12 protein-coding genes and 1 pseudogene are annotated in these 14936 nt (G+C 75.1%); 3 read left to right on the top strand and 10 right to left on the bottom strand.

Annotation, left to right across the window (positions count from 1 at the left end; all coding sequences use genetic code 11):
* Positions 1 to 590: pseudogene (locus ACFVIM_RS24370) on the bottom strand (ATP-grasp domain-containing protein); the annotation flags it as partial.
* 212 nt (positions 591 to 802) lie between these two features.
* On the opposite strand from ACFVIM_RS24370, the gene ACFVIM_RS24365 reads away from it, so the two are divergent.
* Positions 803 to 1999, top strand: coding sequence for a glycoside hydrolase family 26 protein (locus ACFVIM_RS24365; protein ID WP_384305001.1), 1197 nt, complete (start codon positions 803 to 805; stop codon positions 1997 to 1999).
* 132 nt (positions 2000 to 2131) lie between these two features.
* On the opposite strand, the gene ACFVIM_RS24360 is transcribed toward ACFVIM_RS24365, so the two are convergent.
* From ACFVIM_RS24360 to ACFVIM_RS24320, 9 genes are all read right to left on the bottom strand, one after another.
* Positions 2132 to 3586: a GNAT family N-acetyltransferase gene (locus ACFVIM_RS24360; RefSeq protein WP_384304999.1), complete on the bottom strand. Its 1455-nt coding sequence runs from the start codon at positions 3584 to 3586 to the stop codon at positions 2132 to 2134.
* Positions 3586 to 4296, bottom strand: coding sequence for a YveK family protein (locus ACFVIM_RS24355; protein ID WP_384304997.1), 711 nt, complete (start codon positions 4294 to 4296; stop codon positions 3586 to 3588). Before ACFVIM_RS24355 ends, ACFVIM_RS24360 begins: the two co-directional genes overlap by 1 nt.
* 228 nt (positions 4297 to 4524) lie before the next feature.
* Entirely contained in the window at positions 4525 to 5742 is a 1218-nt protein-coding gene (locus tag ACFVIM_RS24350) for a glycosyltransferase (RefSeq protein WP_384304995.1), read from the bottom strand.
* Positions 5743 to 5747: 5 nt separating this feature from the next.
* Positions 5748 to 6422, bottom strand: coding sequence for a polysaccharide deacetylase family protein (locus tag ACFVIM_RS24345; RefSeq protein ID WP_384305005.1), 675 nt, complete (start codon positions 6420 to 6422; stop codon positions 5748 to 5750).
* A 70-nt stretch (positions 6423 to 6492) separates the two neighbouring features.
* Positions 6493 to 8298: a murein biosynthesis integral membrane protein MurJ gene (gene murJ / locus ACFVIM_RS24340; protein ID WP_384304992.1), complete on the bottom strand. Its 1806-nt coding sequence runs from the start codon at positions 8296 to 8298 to the stop codon at positions 6493 to 6495.
* Positions 8295 to 9725, bottom strand: coding sequence for an O-antigen ligase family protein (locus ACFVIM_RS24335; protein WP_384305003.1), 1431 nt, complete (start codon positions 9723 to 9725; stop codon positions 8295 to 8297). Before ACFVIM_RS24335 ends, murJ begins: the two co-directional genes overlap by 4 nt.
* Positions 9722 to 11263 (bottom strand): exopolysaccharide biosynthesis polyprenyl glycosylphosphotransferase, encoded by a 1542-nt coding sequence (locus ACFVIM_RS24330; RefSeq protein WP_384304989.1) that lies wholly within the window; start codon positions 11261 to 11263, stop codon positions 9722 to 9724. Before ACFVIM_RS24330 ends, ACFVIM_RS24335 begins: the two co-directional genes overlap by 4 nt.
* Positions 11260 to 12450 (bottom strand): glycosyltransferase family 4 protein, encoded by a 1191-nt coding sequence (locus tag ACFVIM_RS24325; RefSeq protein ID WP_384304986.1) that lies wholly within the window; start codon positions 12448 to 12450, stop codon positions 11260 to 11262. Before ACFVIM_RS24325 ends, ACFVIM_RS24330 begins: the two co-directional genes overlap by 4 nt.
* 60 nt (positions 12451 to 12510) lie before the next feature.
* Complete coding sequence (locus ACFVIM_RS24320; protein ID WP_384304983.1) at positions 12511 to 13626, bottom strand: DUF3344 domain-containing protein; 1116 nt, start codon at positions 13624 to 13626, stop codon at positions 12511 to 12513.
* Positions 13627 to 13963: 337 nt separating this feature from the next.
* On the opposite strand from ACFVIM_RS24320, the gene ACFVIM_RS24315 reads away from it, so the two are divergent.
* Complete coding sequence (locus tag ACFVIM_RS24315; RefSeq protein WP_384304981.1) at positions 13964 to 14260, top strand: hypothetical protein; 297 nt, start codon at positions 13964 to 13966, stop codon at positions 14258 to 14260.
* A gap of 244 nt (positions 14261 to 14504) precedes the next feature.
* Entirely contained in the window at positions 14505 to 14918 is a 414-nt protein-coding gene (locus ACFVIM_RS24310) for a rodlin (protein ID WP_384304978.1), read from the top strand.
* Positions 14919 to 14936 lie beyond the last annotated feature (18 nt).

Raw genomic sequence — 14936 nt, 5'->3', positions numbered from 1 at the left:
TGGGTGAACAGGGCGCGGGCGGCGGCGGGCGAGTGGACCAGGGTGGTGCTGCGCAGCCCGGTGGCGGGGGTGAGCAGCCAGGGGTGGCTCCACTTGGCCACCAGCGGGGCCCCCAGCCTCCGTACCGTCTCCGCCGCCTCGTCGGCGCTGGCGGGGACCACCGTGCGCGGATGGGGGATGCCCGCGCGGGCGCAGACCCCGGCCAGCTCGGCCTTGTCGGCGAGGAGCAGGGGCAGCCCGGCGGGCTGGCGCGGCAGGAGGTAGCGCCCGGCGAGCCGGGGCGCCTGGGCGGCGGCCTGGATCGCGCTCAGATCGTCCATGGCGATGAGCACCGCGCGGCGGCCGATCCGCTCCGAGACCCTCACCAGTGTCTCCAGGAACTCCTCCGGGTCCGCGGGCACCCCGGGCGGCCGGTGGGCGCGGTGCAGATAGCGGGAACGGGCGACGGGGCCACCGGCGGCCTCGACCACGGCGTGCACCTCGATTCCCGCCCGCCCCAGCGAACGGACGGCACCGAGGGTGCCGTGGTGAAAGGGATTGTGGTCGAGCCGGAGGACGAGCGCGGGAATCCCCGTGTCGAAGGGAGACATGGACGTCATCACTTTCACCTGGATGGGCCCGAAGAGCGTCGCCCGTTTCGCCAATGGCCTATTGACGCGCTTTCAGGGAGTTCACTGGGGGGAGTTTCCGCCTACGGTGCAGGGGGACCGGGCGGAGGAATCGCCGCCGACCAGATAGGCCGGATCGGCCGAACAGGATCGCGGGCGCGGTGAGCGCGCCCGGCACCCAGGGAGGAGCGCCCATGCCCCGCCGACGCCGCCGTCAGACCGGTCTGCGTGCCGGTGCCGCCGTCACGGGACTGCTGCTCGCCCTGTCGGGCGCGTCCGGCAGGTCCCAGGCGTTCGCACCCCTCCCGGCCCCGTCGGAGGCGGCGGCCGTCGCCCTCGGCGCCTATCTGGACTACGGCTCCGCCGGGGTACGGAGGATGGACGGCCTCTCGCGCTGGCTCGGCGGCCGGGAGCTGAGCGTCGGTCACACCTATCTGCCGGGCGACCGCTGGTCCAACATCGAGGGCAGGCCCGAGTTCCTCGCCGACTGGGCCGCCTGGCGGCTCGCCGCGCCCGGCCGGCTGCTGGTGCTCAACGTGCCGATGCTGGAGCGCAACGAGGCCCGCGTCTCCGACCGCCGGGTCGCCTCCCTGCTGCGGCTCGGCGCGGCGGGCCGCTACGACCAGCACTTCCGTACCCTGGCGTCGCGGCTGGTGGAGCTGGACGCGACGGACACCGTCCTGGTGCTGGGCTGGGAGATGAACGGCACCACCTACACCCACCGCTGCGCCCCTGCGCCGGCCGCCTGGAAGGCGTACTGGCGCCGGGTGGTGACGGTGATGCGCTCGGTGCCGGGACAGCGGTTCCGGTTCGACTTCGCGCCGAACCGGGGCAGGGACGCGATCCCGTGGACCGAGTGCTACCCCGGTGACGACGTCGTGGACATCATCGGCATGGACTCCTACGACCAGGCGCCGGGACGCACCTTCGAGGAGCAGGCCACGGCGCCGTACGGACTCCAGAAACAGGTGGAGTTCGCGGCCGAGCACGGAAAGCCGATCTCCTATCCGGAGTGGGGCCTCTTCCGGAACGGGGACAATCCCGCGTACATGCGCGGCATGCTCGGCTGGATCGCCCGGCACCGGCCGCTCTATCAGACCATCACGGATTACTGTCCGCACGGTGTCTGGCAGTGTGATGACAATCCCCAGTCGTCGAAGGTGTTCCGCGACGCGCTGTTCGCGCGGGCGGATGCGGTGAACGCGGGTGTTTCCGGCGGACCCGTGGATCCGCCGGGTGAGGGCGCGGTGCCGGGTCCCGCGGCGAATCCCCCGAAGAAGCCCGCGGAGAACCCCGCGGAGAACCTCGTGGAGAACCCCGCGGAGAATCCGGTGCGGAAGCCTGTGGAGAAACCATTCGAGAAGCCATTCGAGAAACCAGAGGAGGAGTAGGGACATCAGGAGAGAGACCGGGCGAGGGTCCGGCCGGGGAGCCGGGTGGGGGTCCCCGGGTCCGGTCGGCGGGCCCGGCAGCCAGTCCACCGGGGGCCACCGGGAGTCCACCGGGAGATCCGTCAGCAGGCCCTAGGAGTCCGTACGGGGGGCAGACAGAGCCGCACGGCCGCTCTCCGGGCGGGCCGCGGCGCGCCAGTCCTTGAGCCGGTCGCGCCAGGCCCGCGCCGCCGGGAGCCGGGTGGCCACCGCGCGGGCCGCCCGTTCCCGCCAGCCCGCCCACGCCGCGTGGAACCGCAGCGCCGCCCCCAGATGGGCCGGGGCGAGCAGCAGCCGCTGGTTCGTCACCCGCCGGGGCCGCCAGTGGTCCTTGTAGGGCTCCTGGCCCCGCAGCAGGCTCAGCACCCGGCCGCCGGTCCCGGCCGCCAGATCGGCCTCGTGCCGGAGCAGTATCGCGGTCACGTCCACCTTCCGTTCCCGTAGCCCGGGGTGGGCGCCGAAGAGATAGCCGCCGGTCAGACCGGTGGAGAAGAGGGCGATGCTGGCCGCGACCACCTCGCCGTCGAGCCGGTACTCGGTGAGCGCCGCGTCCCCGTCGCGCACCATGCGCCGGGTCGCCCGCACCAGGTGCTGGGCGAACCGGGGCCGCAGGTGCTCCACGGTGACCCCGCGCCCGCGCCACTGGAGCGCGTGGAGCCGCAGCAGCCGGTCCACGGCTCCGGGCACCTGGTCGGCGGTGACCGGACGGCCCTCGATCCGGAGCGCGTCGATCTTGCGGAGCTTGGCCCGCACCCGCTGGGCACGGCTGGCGGGCAGCCGCTTGACCAGCTCCTCCATCGGGCTGGCGGGCAGTTCGAGACAGACCGAGTCGGCCCGGCGCCGCCGGGGCCCGTGCCACGCCTCGTACAGCAGCTCGGCCGCCGCGCCGGGCCGCACCTCGCGCAGATCGACCACCGCGCCCCGGGCGGCGCGGCGGATCCCGAGCGCCAGGGCGGCGACGGCGGGGCCGCGGTACTCGTCGTCGGCCAGCACATCCCCGTAGTCGGAGATGGTGCCGCCGAGCCAGACCAGCAGGGGCAGCGGCCGGTGGACGCGCATCAGCGGCGCGGCGGCCATCAACCGCCCCTGGCGGCGGACCAGGACGATCCTCAGCCCGGCCCGGCCGCCGTAGGAGAGCCACCAGGAGTCGAGCCAGGAGTGGCTCTGGAACGGGGTGGCGCTGGAGCAGCGGCTCCGCAGCCCGTCCCACTCCTCGCGGAGCAGCGCGAAGGCGCGCGGATCACGGCAGACGCCGACCGTCCAGCCGGGCTGGTGGCGGGGGAGGCCCGGGGCCCGGCCGTCCGCGCGGGGGGTGGCGGGTCGGCGGTGCCGGTGGGGGATGGCCCTCCCGTCCAGGCCCGAGGCCGCGAGCCGCTCACCCGGCCCCGAAGCCTCGATCCGCTCACCCGGGCCGGGACCATCCGAGCCGGGACCGTCCGGCCCGGGACCGAGGATCCGGCCGTCATCGCGCGGGCCGAGGGTCAGGCCGGGCTCCCGGCGCCCGGCGGCCGGGTCCCGTACCGGACCGCCCGCGCGCCCGCCCTCCATCAGTGCCGCTCCCGCGAGCCCGCGTCGGGTGCCGCGCCGGGCGCGGGTACCGGGGCGCTCGGGGGTGTCGCCTCGCGCCGGGGCCGCACCAGCAGCACCAGCCCGCCCAGCAGCCCGCCCGCCGCGCCGCCGACGGCGGCACTCAGCCGTCCGCCCGGGGAGGAGGGCGACCGTGGCGGGATGGCCTGGGCGAAGCTGACCAGCCGTACCCCGGTACTCCTGGCCACCTGGTTGCCCGTCACGAAGACGGCGTCGGCGACCGCGTTGGCGATGTCGGCGGCCTGCCGGGGGCGGTGCGAGGTCCCGGTGATCGCGATCATCGGCGAGTCGGGGGAGGTCTCCGTCCGTACGCCCTCACGCAGCGCCCGGCCCGGGACCCCGGCCTCCGCGCGGGCGAGCGCGAGGGTCGCGTCGCTGGTCGCGATGTGGCCGTACGCCTGGGCGAGTCCCAGCGCGGCGGCGGGCTGGGCGTCCTTGGCGGGCACGGCGACGACGTAACTGGTCGCCGTGTACTCGGGGGTGGTGAGCACTCCGTAGGCGGCTCCGCACACCGCCCCGGCGAGCACCCCCACCGGCAGCGGCCACCAGCGGCGCGTTCCGGCGGGCCGGTGACGCGCCCGGTCCCGGGTGAACAGCGCGCGGAGGCGGCCACGGCGGGCCGGCTCCGGTACGGGAGAGGAGGGTGAGGAGGGGGTTGGTGAGTCGGTCATGGGCGGGGCTCTCTCTGGGGGGTGGTCGTGGTGGGGCGCGATCCGGGGGAACCGGCCCGGGATCGGACGGGATGGAGCTCCGGCCCGGTCCGGACCGGAGGACCGGGATCCGGTCGGAGATCCGGAACCCGGCGGGTGGAGTGGCGGGTCAGGCGACGCATCGGACGGCGGGGTCGGAGCGCGGACGGCACGTCAGCCGACGGACACAGCGGCGGGCGGGAGGCCGGGTCAGGTGCGGGAGGGCCCCCGCACCGGCCGCCGTCGTGCCCGCCGCCCCGCGCACTCCTCGTACCGGACGGCGGCGCTCCCCCGGACCCGCTCGCCGCGGACCGTACGGACCGGAACGGCGTCTCGGCCCGACCCCAGCGCGTGCCCGTACACCTCCATCACCAGCCGGGCGCTGCGCGCGATGTCGTAGCGGCGCACGGCGGGGGGTGGCGGATGGCGCCGCTGCCCCTGGGCGGCCCGGCACCGCAGCAGCGCGGTCAGCTCCCCCGTGGTGCCGCCGAAGCGGCGGGCGGCCGGGGCCTGGCCGGGTGGCAGATCGTCCACGGCGGGGCAGACGTGGTGGAGCACGGGCAGCCCGGCCGCGAGCGCCTCGACGACCGCGAGCCCGAACGCCTCCTCCCCGGACGGGGAGACGAAGAGGTCGGCCGCGCTCAGCAGGGCCGCGACCCCGCCGCCCGTCTGCTCCCCCAGCAGCCGCACCCGCCGGCGCGCGCCGAGGGAGCGCGCGAGGGCGGCGAGCGCCGGGCGTTCGGGCCCCTCCCCCGCCAGCAGCAGCCAGGTGCCGGGCGTGGCGGCGACCGCCCGCACCAGGACGTCGAACCGCTTGCCCGGCACCAGCCGTCCCACCCCGGCCACCACATAGGCGTCGGGCCCCAGGCCCAGCCGTTCCCTCAGTTCCGCCCGCGCCCGGGGGTCATGGCGCAGCCCGGCCGCGTCGATCCCGTTGGGCACCACATGGACCCGGTCCGGCCGTACCCCCCACCGCCGCAGCCGGGCGGCGACCGTCTCGGAGACGGCGACGGTCGCCGCGCCCAGCCGCTCGGTCCGCAGATACAGGGCGCGGGTGGGGCGGGTCAGCGGGCGGCCCTCGATCTCGGCGCGGCCCAGGGAGTGTTCGGTGGCGACGGTGGCGCGGACCCCGGCCAGGCGGGCCGCGACCCGTCCGTACACACAGGCCCGGTAGAGGTGGGTGTGGACGAGGTCGTAGCGGCCCCGGCGGATCAGGGAGGTGAGACGGGGCAGGGCGGTGAGGTCGCGGTTGCCGCGCATCCCGAGGTGGGTGACGCGTACACCGTCGGCGCGCAGCCCGTCGGCGACGGGCCCGGGGTTGGTGAGGGTGACGACGTCACAGTCGACGGGCAGACGGCCGAGCAGCAGCCGCAGTTGCTGTTCGGCGCCGCCGACGCCGAGTCCGGTGATGATGTGCAGCGCGCGCATCGCGCTCACCACCCCCGCCGGTGGCGCAGCCGTTTGGCGCGCAGCCGTAGTCCGCCGTCGGCCTGGCCGATGTGGGTGCGGGCCAGCGCGTGGGGCTCGGGGAGTCCGGCGGGCGGGCGGATGGCGCAGCCGTAGCCGTATCCGGCCGTGCGTACGGCGTGGGCCACGCGGGCGTCGACGGTCCCGTACGGGTAGCAGAAGCCGTCGGGGGCGCGTCCGCACAGTTCGGTGAGCCAGTCGCGGCTGCGCCGGGTCTCCTCGTACAGGAGGTCGTCGCCGACGGTGGTGAGGTCCACGTGGTACAGGCCGTGGGAGCCGATCTCGGTGCCCGCCGCGGCGGCGGTACGCAGTCCCGCCTCGTCCAGCAGGGGGCGGCGCGGTCCGCGCGGGTCCCAGGCGTTGTCGCCGCCGAGCCGTCCCGGCAGCACGAACAGGGTCGCGGTGCAGCCGTGGCGGCGCAGTACCGGCAGGGCGGCCTCGGTGAAGTCGGCGTAGCCGTCGTCGAAGGTGAGGCCGACCAGTCCGTGGGCGCGGCCCTCGGCGCGGGCCCGCAGCAGGGCGCCGACGCCGACCCCCCGGCAGCCGGACCGGCGCAGCCAGCGCAGTTGGCGGTCGAGCCGGTCGGCGGAGACGGTGATGCGGTAGGGGTCGTCGGTGGGGTCGGCGACGGCGTGGTACATCCAGATCCACGGTGGTGTCTCGGCGACCGCGGCCTCCTCGGCCCGGGCGGCGACGGTGAACAGGGCCGTCTCAGCGGACATCGCGGAACCTCCGTCGGATAAGGCGGATAAGGCTGACAAGGCTGACAAGACGAGTGAGTCGGGTGGGCCGGGTGGGCTGGCCAGGTCGGGTGAGTCGGCTGAGCCCGGTGGCTCGGGTGCGTCGCGCGAGCCGGACCAGCGCGTGCGACCGCGTGAGCATCCGGCGGACCTCGGGCGCCCCGGTCAGCCGCCCGGTGACCAGGAAGACCGCGGGCACCAGCACACAGCCCACCGCGAGGGAGAGGAACGGCCCCCCGGCCCCGGAGCCGCCCCCGCCGGTCAGGGGGGCGGCGAGGTACCCGGCCAGCGCGGCGGTGGCGGCGGCGAGCGCGAGCCGTCCCAGCGCCCGGCTGATGGCGCGGACCTCGATGGCGACGACCCGGGTGCCCAGTCCGCTCAGCAGCAGCAGCGCGGTGGCGCTGATCCCGGCCGCGTTGGCGGCGGCGATCCCGTACACCCCCCAGGGTCCGGCGAGGACCGCGCCGACGGTGATCGTGACGAGCAGGCCCCCGGCCATGGTGGCGGCCGGGTACCAGGTGGGGCGGCCGGCGGAGAAGAAGGGGCGGCCGAGGGCGCCGACGAGGGTGTGGCCGAGCAGCCCGAGGGCGTAGACCCGCATCACGGCGGCGGTGGTGGCGGTGTCATCGGCGTCGAAGGCGCCGCGTTCGAAGAGGACGGCGATGATCTGCGGCGCGTAGCCGAGGATCAGGGCGGTGCCGAGCAGGACCACCAGGCCCGCCAGGGCCAGGTCGTGCTCGACCCGGCGCCGGGCCCGCTCCTGGTCGCCCTCGGCCATGGCCTGCGCCACCACGGGGAAGGTGACGGTGCAGAACATCAGCGAGAGCACCATCGGCATCTGCGCCACCTTCTGCGCGTAGTTGAGATGGGAGATCGCGCCGCCGGGCAGGGAGGAGGCGAGGAACCGCTCCACCAGCACCTGGGCCTGGCGGCTGACGGCGAACAGGACGATCGGGGCGACGACGGTCAGTCCCAGCAGCGCGGCGGGGTCCCGCTGCCGGGGCAGCCGCGCGGCGCCGGCCGGGGGGCCGGGCGGCGCGGCGGTGACCCGGCGCGCGTAGGCGGGCAGTTGGACCAGGACCATCAGCAGCCCGCCGGCGGCGGTCCCGGCGGCGGCGGCGCGCACTCCCCACACGGAGTGCAGCAGCAGGGTGGTGGCGATGATCCCGGCGTTGGAGGCGACGTAGACCCCGGCGGGGGTGAGGAAGTGGCCGTGGGAGCGCAGGGCCGCGCTGAGATAGCCCGCGAGTCCGTAGGTGAGGACGGTGAGCGCGGTCAGCCGGGTGCAGTCGACGGCGAGCGCGGGGTCGGCGAAGCCGGGCGCCAGCAGCCGGACGAACTGGGGGGCGAAGACGATCAGCAGCCCGGTGACGCCGACGAGGGCGGCGGTGAGCCGGGGCAGGGTGGCCCGCACCAGTTCCCGTACCGGGTCGCCGCCGCCCGCCGCGCGCCGGGCGAGGGCGTGGCTGAAGGCGGGGACCAGCAGCAGCGCCATCGCGTCCTCGATGAGGAGGGTGGCGGCCATCTCGGGGACGGTCCAGGAGATGAGGAAGGCGTCGCTGTCGACGCTGGCGCCGTAGACCTTGGCGATGGTCTGGTCGCGCACGAGTCCGCACAGGGCACCGGCGACGGTGAGGGCGGCGGTGACGGCGGCGGCCCGCGCCAGGGTCCGTCCGAGCGGCGCGGTGACGGCCGTGGCGGCCCCCCGCGCACCGCCGGACCCGGGCCGCCCCTCCCCGTGCCCGCCGTCGCCGTCGTCGCCCTGTGCCTCGCTCACGCCGCCGTCGCCCCGCCCGGGACGGCACGAGAGTCACCCAAAGGGCGCGTACGGTACGTACCGTACGGATCTGAACCGTCCACGCCCCGCCCGTCGTACGAGGGTGACAGCGCCCACCACGCGGCGAGCCCCAGCACCACCCCCGTCAGCACCGTGGAGGGCCCGCCGATGTCCGCGTACAGGAAGTCCACCGACTGCCACAGCGCGAACGCGACGGCGAGCGCCCCGCAGTCACGGGCGCGCACGGCGCGCCGCAGCCGGTGGTGGCCGCGCGCCAGCAGCGCGCCCCAGCTGGTGGCGAAGGCGGTGAGGCCGATCAGCCCCTGCTCGCTGAGGATCAGCAGATACATGTTGTGCGGGGAGAGCAGCGGCTGCTTGTGGAAGGCGTGGCCCGCGCCCGCCGTGTCGCTGCCCGCGGAGAGGCCGATGGTGGCGTGGCCGTCGCGGTGGTCCGGGAAGCCCTTGAGGCCGACGCCGGTCAGCGGGCGGTCGCGCCACATCCCGGCGGCGGCGGCCCACAGCGTGTAGCGGTCGTTGACCGAGCGGTCGGGGGCGGCGGTGACCTGGGTGATGGAGCCGAGCCGTTCCCCGATGAGCGCGGAGCCGACGCCGAACCCGCCGACCAGGACGACGGCGAGCGCGGTCAGGGCCGTGAGCACGGCCAGGGCGGCGCGGACCCCGGCGAGCAGCAGCAGCGCGAGGAGGGCGGCACCGGTGGCGATCCAGGCGCCCCGGCTGAAGGAGAGCACCAGCGGCACCACGAGGGCGGCGGCGGCCGCGGCGGCGGCGGGGCGGAGCCAGCGGGGGGCGCCCTTCGGCGGCCAGAGCGCGAGGGCGGCGGCGGCCAGCAGCCCGTAGGAGACGACGGTCGCCATCCCCATCACTCCGGTGGGGCCGAAGGTGCCGACGGCACGGATGTTCTCGCCCCGGTAGGAGGCGCCGGTCGCGGTGACGTACTGGTGCACCCCGATCGCGCCCTGGACCAGGGCGAGGGCGATCAGTGCGGCGGCCACGGCCCGGACATCGGCGGCGTCGCGCAGCAGGAGCAGCACGGCGGCCGGGACGAGCACGAAGACCTGGAGGTAGCGGACCGCCCCGGGCAGCGCGGCCCCCGGATCGGCCGCGGTGACGGCGGCGACCGCGACCGCGAGTACCGGCAGCCCGAAGACGGCGACGGCGGCCCAGGTCAGCGGCCTGGCTCCGGTGCGCACCAGCCGCAGCAGACAGAACAGGACCAGCGCCCCGGAGGCCAGATCGGCGGGGGTGAGCACCCCTGGCCCCCCAACGCCGCCGCCCCCGAGGCCGCCGGACCCGGGCGCCGCGAGCAGCAGCACGATGGCCACCGGCGGCAGCACCGGCCACCAGCGGCGCGGCGGCACGGCGGGGAGGGCCGCGGGCGGCGGGGCCTGAGTCACCGTCACGGTCAGCTGCCCTCCCGCCGCAGGAGACACGCGGCGGTGCGCGCGAGGATGCACACATCGCCCCAGGGCGACCAGGTGGCGATGTAGTGGTTGTCGAAGCGGGCGCGCTCCTCGATGGAGGTGTCGCCGCGCAGCCCGTGCACCTGGGCGAGCCCGGTGATCCCGGCGGGCATCCGGTGGCGGGCGTGGTAGCCGGGGTGGGTGCGGATGAACCGGTCGACGAAGTAGGGCCGTTCGGGCCGGGGCCCGACCAGGCTCATGTCGCCGCGCAGGACGTTCCACAGCTGCGGCAGTTCGTCCAGCGAGGTACGGCGCAGCAGCCGGCCGGTGGTGGACATCCGCCGGTCGTGGGCGACGTTCCAGCGGGTGGCGGACTCGGTGGGGTCGGCGGGGGCCAGGGTGCGGAACTTCAGCAGGGTGAAGCGTTCCCCGTCGAGCCCGATCCGCTCCTGGCGGAAGAGGACTCCGGGCCCGTCCGCGATCCGTACCGCCAGCGCGCAGACACCGAGGACGGGCGCGGCGGCGAGCAGCGCGGCGGCGGCGACCGAGGCGTCGAGGGCCCGTTTGACCACCCGGGCGACGGGCCGGTGCTGGGTGCCGCGCAGCGGCCGCACGGAGAAGCCCCAGAGCTGGTCGGGGCCGTCGGGGCGGTGCCAGAGGTCGCCGTCGGCGGCGCCGCCGTCCACCAGCCAGAGCCGGCAGCCATGGTCGGCGAGGAAGGCGACGAGGGCCGCGCCGTCCGGGCCGGGCGCGGGCCGTTCGGTCAGGACGGCATCGGTGACGCGGTGCTGGCCGAGGGCGCGCGCGAGGTCGGGGCGCCCGGTGAGCACCAGCGGTACGGGGCCCTCGCTCCGGAGACCGTGCGGACCGAGCTGACCGTGCGGCCCGTGCGGCCCGTGCTGAGCATCCGCATCGTACGGACCGTACGGATCCGCTTGGGCGACGGGCCGCATCCCGTACCCCCGGTGCCGCTGGAGTACGGCGGTGATCTGCCGTGCCAGCGTGCCGCGCCCCACGATCAGCACCGGCCGGGGGCGGCGCGCCACCGCCCGCCGCCACAGCGCGTGGACCAGCGCCCGCGCCCCGCACACCAGGAGCGTCTGGGCGGCGACGGCGAGCCCCAGGGCCCGCCAGCCGACGGCGAACCGGGCGTCCACGGCGGTCAGCGCCTCGGCGGCGACCAGCCACGACAGCAGCGCCAGGGCGGCGACCGAGGGAACCTCGGCCAGCGCGGACGGGGCGAGCGCGGGCCGGTACAGACCCCGGCAGGCGTGCAGCGCGGGCACGGCGAGCACCAGCGGCAGGAGGACGGCGAACGGCCAGGACGGCGGCTCCACCAGGGCCAGCGTCAGCGCCACCGCGCAGGCGTCGGCGGCCAGCAGCCCGGCGCGGGCCGCGCCCGGCGAGGGGGGACGGGCGCCGGGCGCGGTGCCGTGCCGCCGTCCGGCGCCGCGCGGCGCGTGGAGGGCCGACGGGGCTGACGGGGCCGGAGGGACGGCCAGCCGCCGGGCCGGATGGGGCACTGGGGCGCTCTCCGTCGTCATGGTGTGGCGCTCCTCCTCGGGCGATGGGACGTCAGGAAGGGGGACGGGCCGAGCAGATCGCGGTAGAGGCCGAGGACGGCGGCGGCGGTCTGGCGGATGTCGGCGGTGGCCCGCACATGGGCGCGGGCCTGGTCGCCGAGGGTGGCGCGCAGCGGGGCGTCGGTCAGCAGCGCGATGAGCGCGGCGGCCAGCGCGCCGGGGTCCTCGGGCGGGACGAGGGCATGGGTGTCGTGCCCGGCGGGCAGGGCCTCCCGGGCGCCGCTGACATCGGTGACCACGACGGGGGTGCCGCAGGCCATGGCCTCCAGCGGGGCCAGCGCCATCCCCTCCCAGCGGGAGGGCAGCACGACCAGGTCGGCGGCGCGCAGCGCGGGCCGGGGGTCGGCGACGGCACCGGTGAGATGGACCCCGGGCGGCGCGGCCCGGTCCAGGCTGGCCCGCTCGGGCCCGTCCCCGACCAGCAGCAGCCTCGCCCCGGGCACCTCGGCGAGCACCCGGGGCCAGGCGGTGAGCAGCACGTCCTGGCCCTTCTGGCGGCAGAGCCGGCCGAGACAGACCACGAGCGGCGCGCCCGCCGGGATCCCGAACCGCTCGGCGAACGCGGCACGGGGCGGGGGTTCGGTGAGATCAGCGGGGGTGAAGTGGTCGGTGTCGACGCCGTTGCGGATGACGCTCCAGCGGGCGGCGATCCCGGCCCGCTCCCCCGCCGCCCGTTCCGTCTCGCTGACGCACAGGGTGCGGGTGGCCCAGCGGGTGCCGTACCGCTCCCACAGCAGCGCCCTGCTGTGGGCGCGGCCGGTGACGGCGTCGAAGGACCAGGCGTGCGGCTGGAAGACGGTGGGCACCCGGCCCCGGACCGTCAGCCGCCCCACCAGCCCCGCCTTGGCGCTGTGGGCGTGCACCAGCTGGGGGCGGACCGCGCGCAGGATCCGCGCGGCGGCGAGGAGTTCACCGGCGAGCGCGGGGCCCGGGGCGCGGCCCGCGCGCCAGGGGTGGATCCACGCCCCGGCGGCCCCGGCGGCCCCGGCCAGTTCCCCGTCCGGGGGGCAGGCGACCACGGCCCGCATCCCGGCCGCGCTCTGCGCCCGCACCAGGTCGGTGACGACCTGGGCGACACCGCCCGCGACGGGCTGGACGAGATGGAGGACGGTGAGCTGGCTGAGGGAGGTCCGGCTGCGGTGCGGCACGTGCGGCTCTCTGGGGCTGGATCCTGGTGGTGGGGCTGGCCCCACACGGGGGCGTCGGTGCTAACGGCGCGTGTCCGCCTGCACGAAGAGGACACCGAGGGTGTAGCCGAGGTCCTCGGCGGTGAAGCGGAAGGTCAGCTCACTCGCTTCGGAGCTGGGTTCGGAGGCGGCGTCGGGGGCGAATACGGAGGCGATGTCGAACACGTCGGAGTCATAGCCCAGGGTGTTCAGATGGGCGGGCTTGCGGTTCATCACACCGTCTGGTCCGACAATCGAGGAGTTCATCAGGTCATCGGCCGGATTCATATCACCGGAGAGCCCGAAACTCTTTCCGTCACCCGTCCGCACGTTCACCGTGTCACCCGTACTGCCCCGGTCCCCGTCATAGGCGACGAATCCCGCCCGGCCGGAGGCGCCCGCCGGAATACGTAGTCCGGAAAGGGAGACCTCCAGGCTCTTCCGCTGCCCGTCGACCGTCTCGAATCCATCCCAGATGGAGATATGCCGCACCGGTTCCGTACTGTTCTCATAGGCGACGACCATCGTCCAGCCACCCCAGGCGCCGATGTCGGATTGCCCCATCGCGACATTGATCTGGGCCACGGTGTAGAGACCGGAACCGGTTCCGCGTACCAGCGGGGTGATATCGGCCGACGCCTGGAACGAATCGAAGGTGTCGGCGTCGTTATGGCCGATCTCGGTGTCCGCGAGCACCTCCTTGTACTGGCCGCCCTCCTCGGCGATCAGCACCCGGCCGTTGTCCTTCGCCGGCTTCTGCTCACCGACCCGCAGATTGCCGCCCCAGTAGAGCCGGGCATAGGTGACCTGCGCGTTCCGGGGCAGGACCAGCGCGGCCCGGCTGGAGTTGTAGGTGTTGGGGTCGTCGTCCTCGTCGGTGTAGAACATGTCGAAGTCGCCATTGACCCCGTCCGCCCCGGCCCGCACCGTGGCGCAGGGCGACACCCGCGGGGACTGCGTCGTACGGCAGCTGATCGAGGCGTTTCCGGCGCGCACCACGCCCCCGGACTGGACCGCGTGATAGCGCTGGGTGAAGGGAATACGGGTGGATTCGGCGGCCGGGGCGCCGGTGGCGAAACCGGACGGCGCGCCGCAGAACACCAGCAGGGAGAGCAGGACCAACAGGGGTCTCGGGCGACGGCCCGGCGGCTCCGGCATCATTGGCTCTCCCGCTCGATCCGCATGACAAAAACAGGAGTGCACTTTCTCAGAAAGAATGACCGAAATCACGTCAGACGCGCTCTCAGCACCCCCGGCCAACCCATTCCCCGCTCCGGTAAATACCGGATCCCCCACCGGGAAGACACCGGGAACACGCCCTCTGTTCGACGGACGATCGGATGAACGGACCAGGGGGAGACCGGACGGTGTGACGAACCGGCGAACGGACGACCGACTCGTACGAGAAACCCCGCGAGGGTTTCTCACCCGGCGAGCCCTCGTTACATACGTCGACAGCGGCGACGGCCGTCGCCGGAGAAAGGGATGCGAAGTCATGAAGTACACCAGGGTTGCCGCGCTCCTCGCTGGTTCGGTCGCGGCGCTCGGCGCGGCGTCTCCCGCCATGGCGGCCACCGAGTCGGCGCCCACCCTCCCCACCAGCCTCAACGGCGGTGTCGCGTACGCCCTCGCCGAGCAGCCGCTCCTCAACGGCGGCAGCGGCGACACCGTCAAGGACGTCGCCGACACCGCGACCGGTCTCAACCAGGTCAAGGGCGACGCCCCGCAGCACGTCCTCCAGACCGCGGGCGCGGTGACCCCGATGCTCGGCGGACTCGAACTGGGCGGCTGACCGCCCGGCACCACCAACCTCCCGAAGGGGTGCGGCAGTCGGTGGCCGCACCCCTTCCCCCTGCCGCCCCCGAGGAACGGCCCGGGTCAACGCGGAGACCACCAACGGCCCCGATCGGTCCAATTACCCGATGACCGGTCGACGCGAACAGCGCCGATGGAGTGAACCGCCGTCACCAAACATGGCCCGCGAAGTTGCTCAGGACGCTCCGGTAGCGGGCATCCACGAACCAGAAGGACGGAACATGCTCAAGAAGGTTATGGCGACCGCGGCGGTCACCCTCTCCGTGGTGGGCGCCGGCGCGACGATGGCGCCCCAGGCCCTGGCCGTCGGCGACCACGAGGGCACCACCTCGTTCAGCGGCAACGGCGCCACCCAGGCCTACGGCAACGCCGCCACCCACGGCGACCAGAGCCCGCAGCTCAGCGCGGTGCAGGGCTCGCTGAACAAGCTCTGCGTCGGCCTCCCCGCCAAGGCCAACGTCGGCTCCCTCATCGGAATCCTCGTCCCGATCACCGCCCAGGACATCCCGATCCTCTCGGCGGCGCAGAACCAGCAGTGCACCGAGAACTCGACCCAGGCCAAGGGCGACGAGCCGCTCTCGCACCTGCTCAGCAACATCCCGGTGCTCTCCGGCAACGGCGCGGGCAACAGCTGACGCCCCAGGCCCCGGCAC

It is taken from the genome of Streptomyces sp. NPDC057638, assembly GCF_042800315.1.
In the GTDB taxonomy this organism is placed as follows: Bacteria; Actinomycetota; Actinomycetes; order Streptomycetales; family Streptomycetaceae; genus Streptomyces.
Note: the sequence above shows the minus strand (reverse complement) of the source record. Positions and strands in the feature narration are given on the sequence as shown.

Bases quoted from the DNA above. Each gene is read 5' to 3' on its own strand.
- ACFVIM_RS24320 (WP_384304983.1), bottom strand. From the start codon at position 13,626: ATGCCGGAGCCGCCGGGCCGTCGCCCGAGACCCCTGTTGGTCCTGCTC.
- ACFVIM_RS24315 (WP_384304981.1), top strand. From the start codon at position 13,964: ATGAAGTACACCAGGGTTGCCGCGCTCCTCGCTGGTTCGGTCGCGGCG.
- ACFVIM_RS24355 (WP_384304997.1), bottom strand. From the start codon at position 4,296: ATGACCGACTCACCAACCCCCTCCTCACCCTCCTCTCCCGTACCGGAG.
- ACFVIM_RS24345 (WP_384305005.1), bottom strand. From the start codon at position 6,422: ATGTACCACGCCGTCGCCGACCCCACCGACGACCCCTACCGCATCACC.
- ACFVIM_RS24365 (WP_384305001.1), top strand. From the start codon at position 803: ATGCCCCGCCGACGCCGCCGTCAGACCGGTCTGCGTGCCGGTGCCGCC.
- ACFVIM_RS24360 (WP_384304999.1), bottom strand. From the start codon at position 3,586: ATGGAGGGCGGGCGCGCGGGCGGTCCGGTACGGGACCCGGCCGCCGGG.
- ACFVIM_RS24350 (WP_384304995.1), bottom strand. From the start codon at position 5,742: ATGCGCGCGCTGCACATCATCACCGGACTCGGCGTCGGCGGCGCCGAA.
- ACFVIM_RS24330 (WP_384304989.1), bottom strand. From the start codon at position 11,263: ATGACGACGGAGAGCGCCCCAGTGCCCCATCCGGCCCGGCGGCTGGCC.
- ACFVIM_RS24310 (WP_384304978.1), top strand. From the start codon at position 14,505: ATGCTCAAGAAGGTTATGGCGACCGCGGCGGTCACCCTCTCCGTGGTG.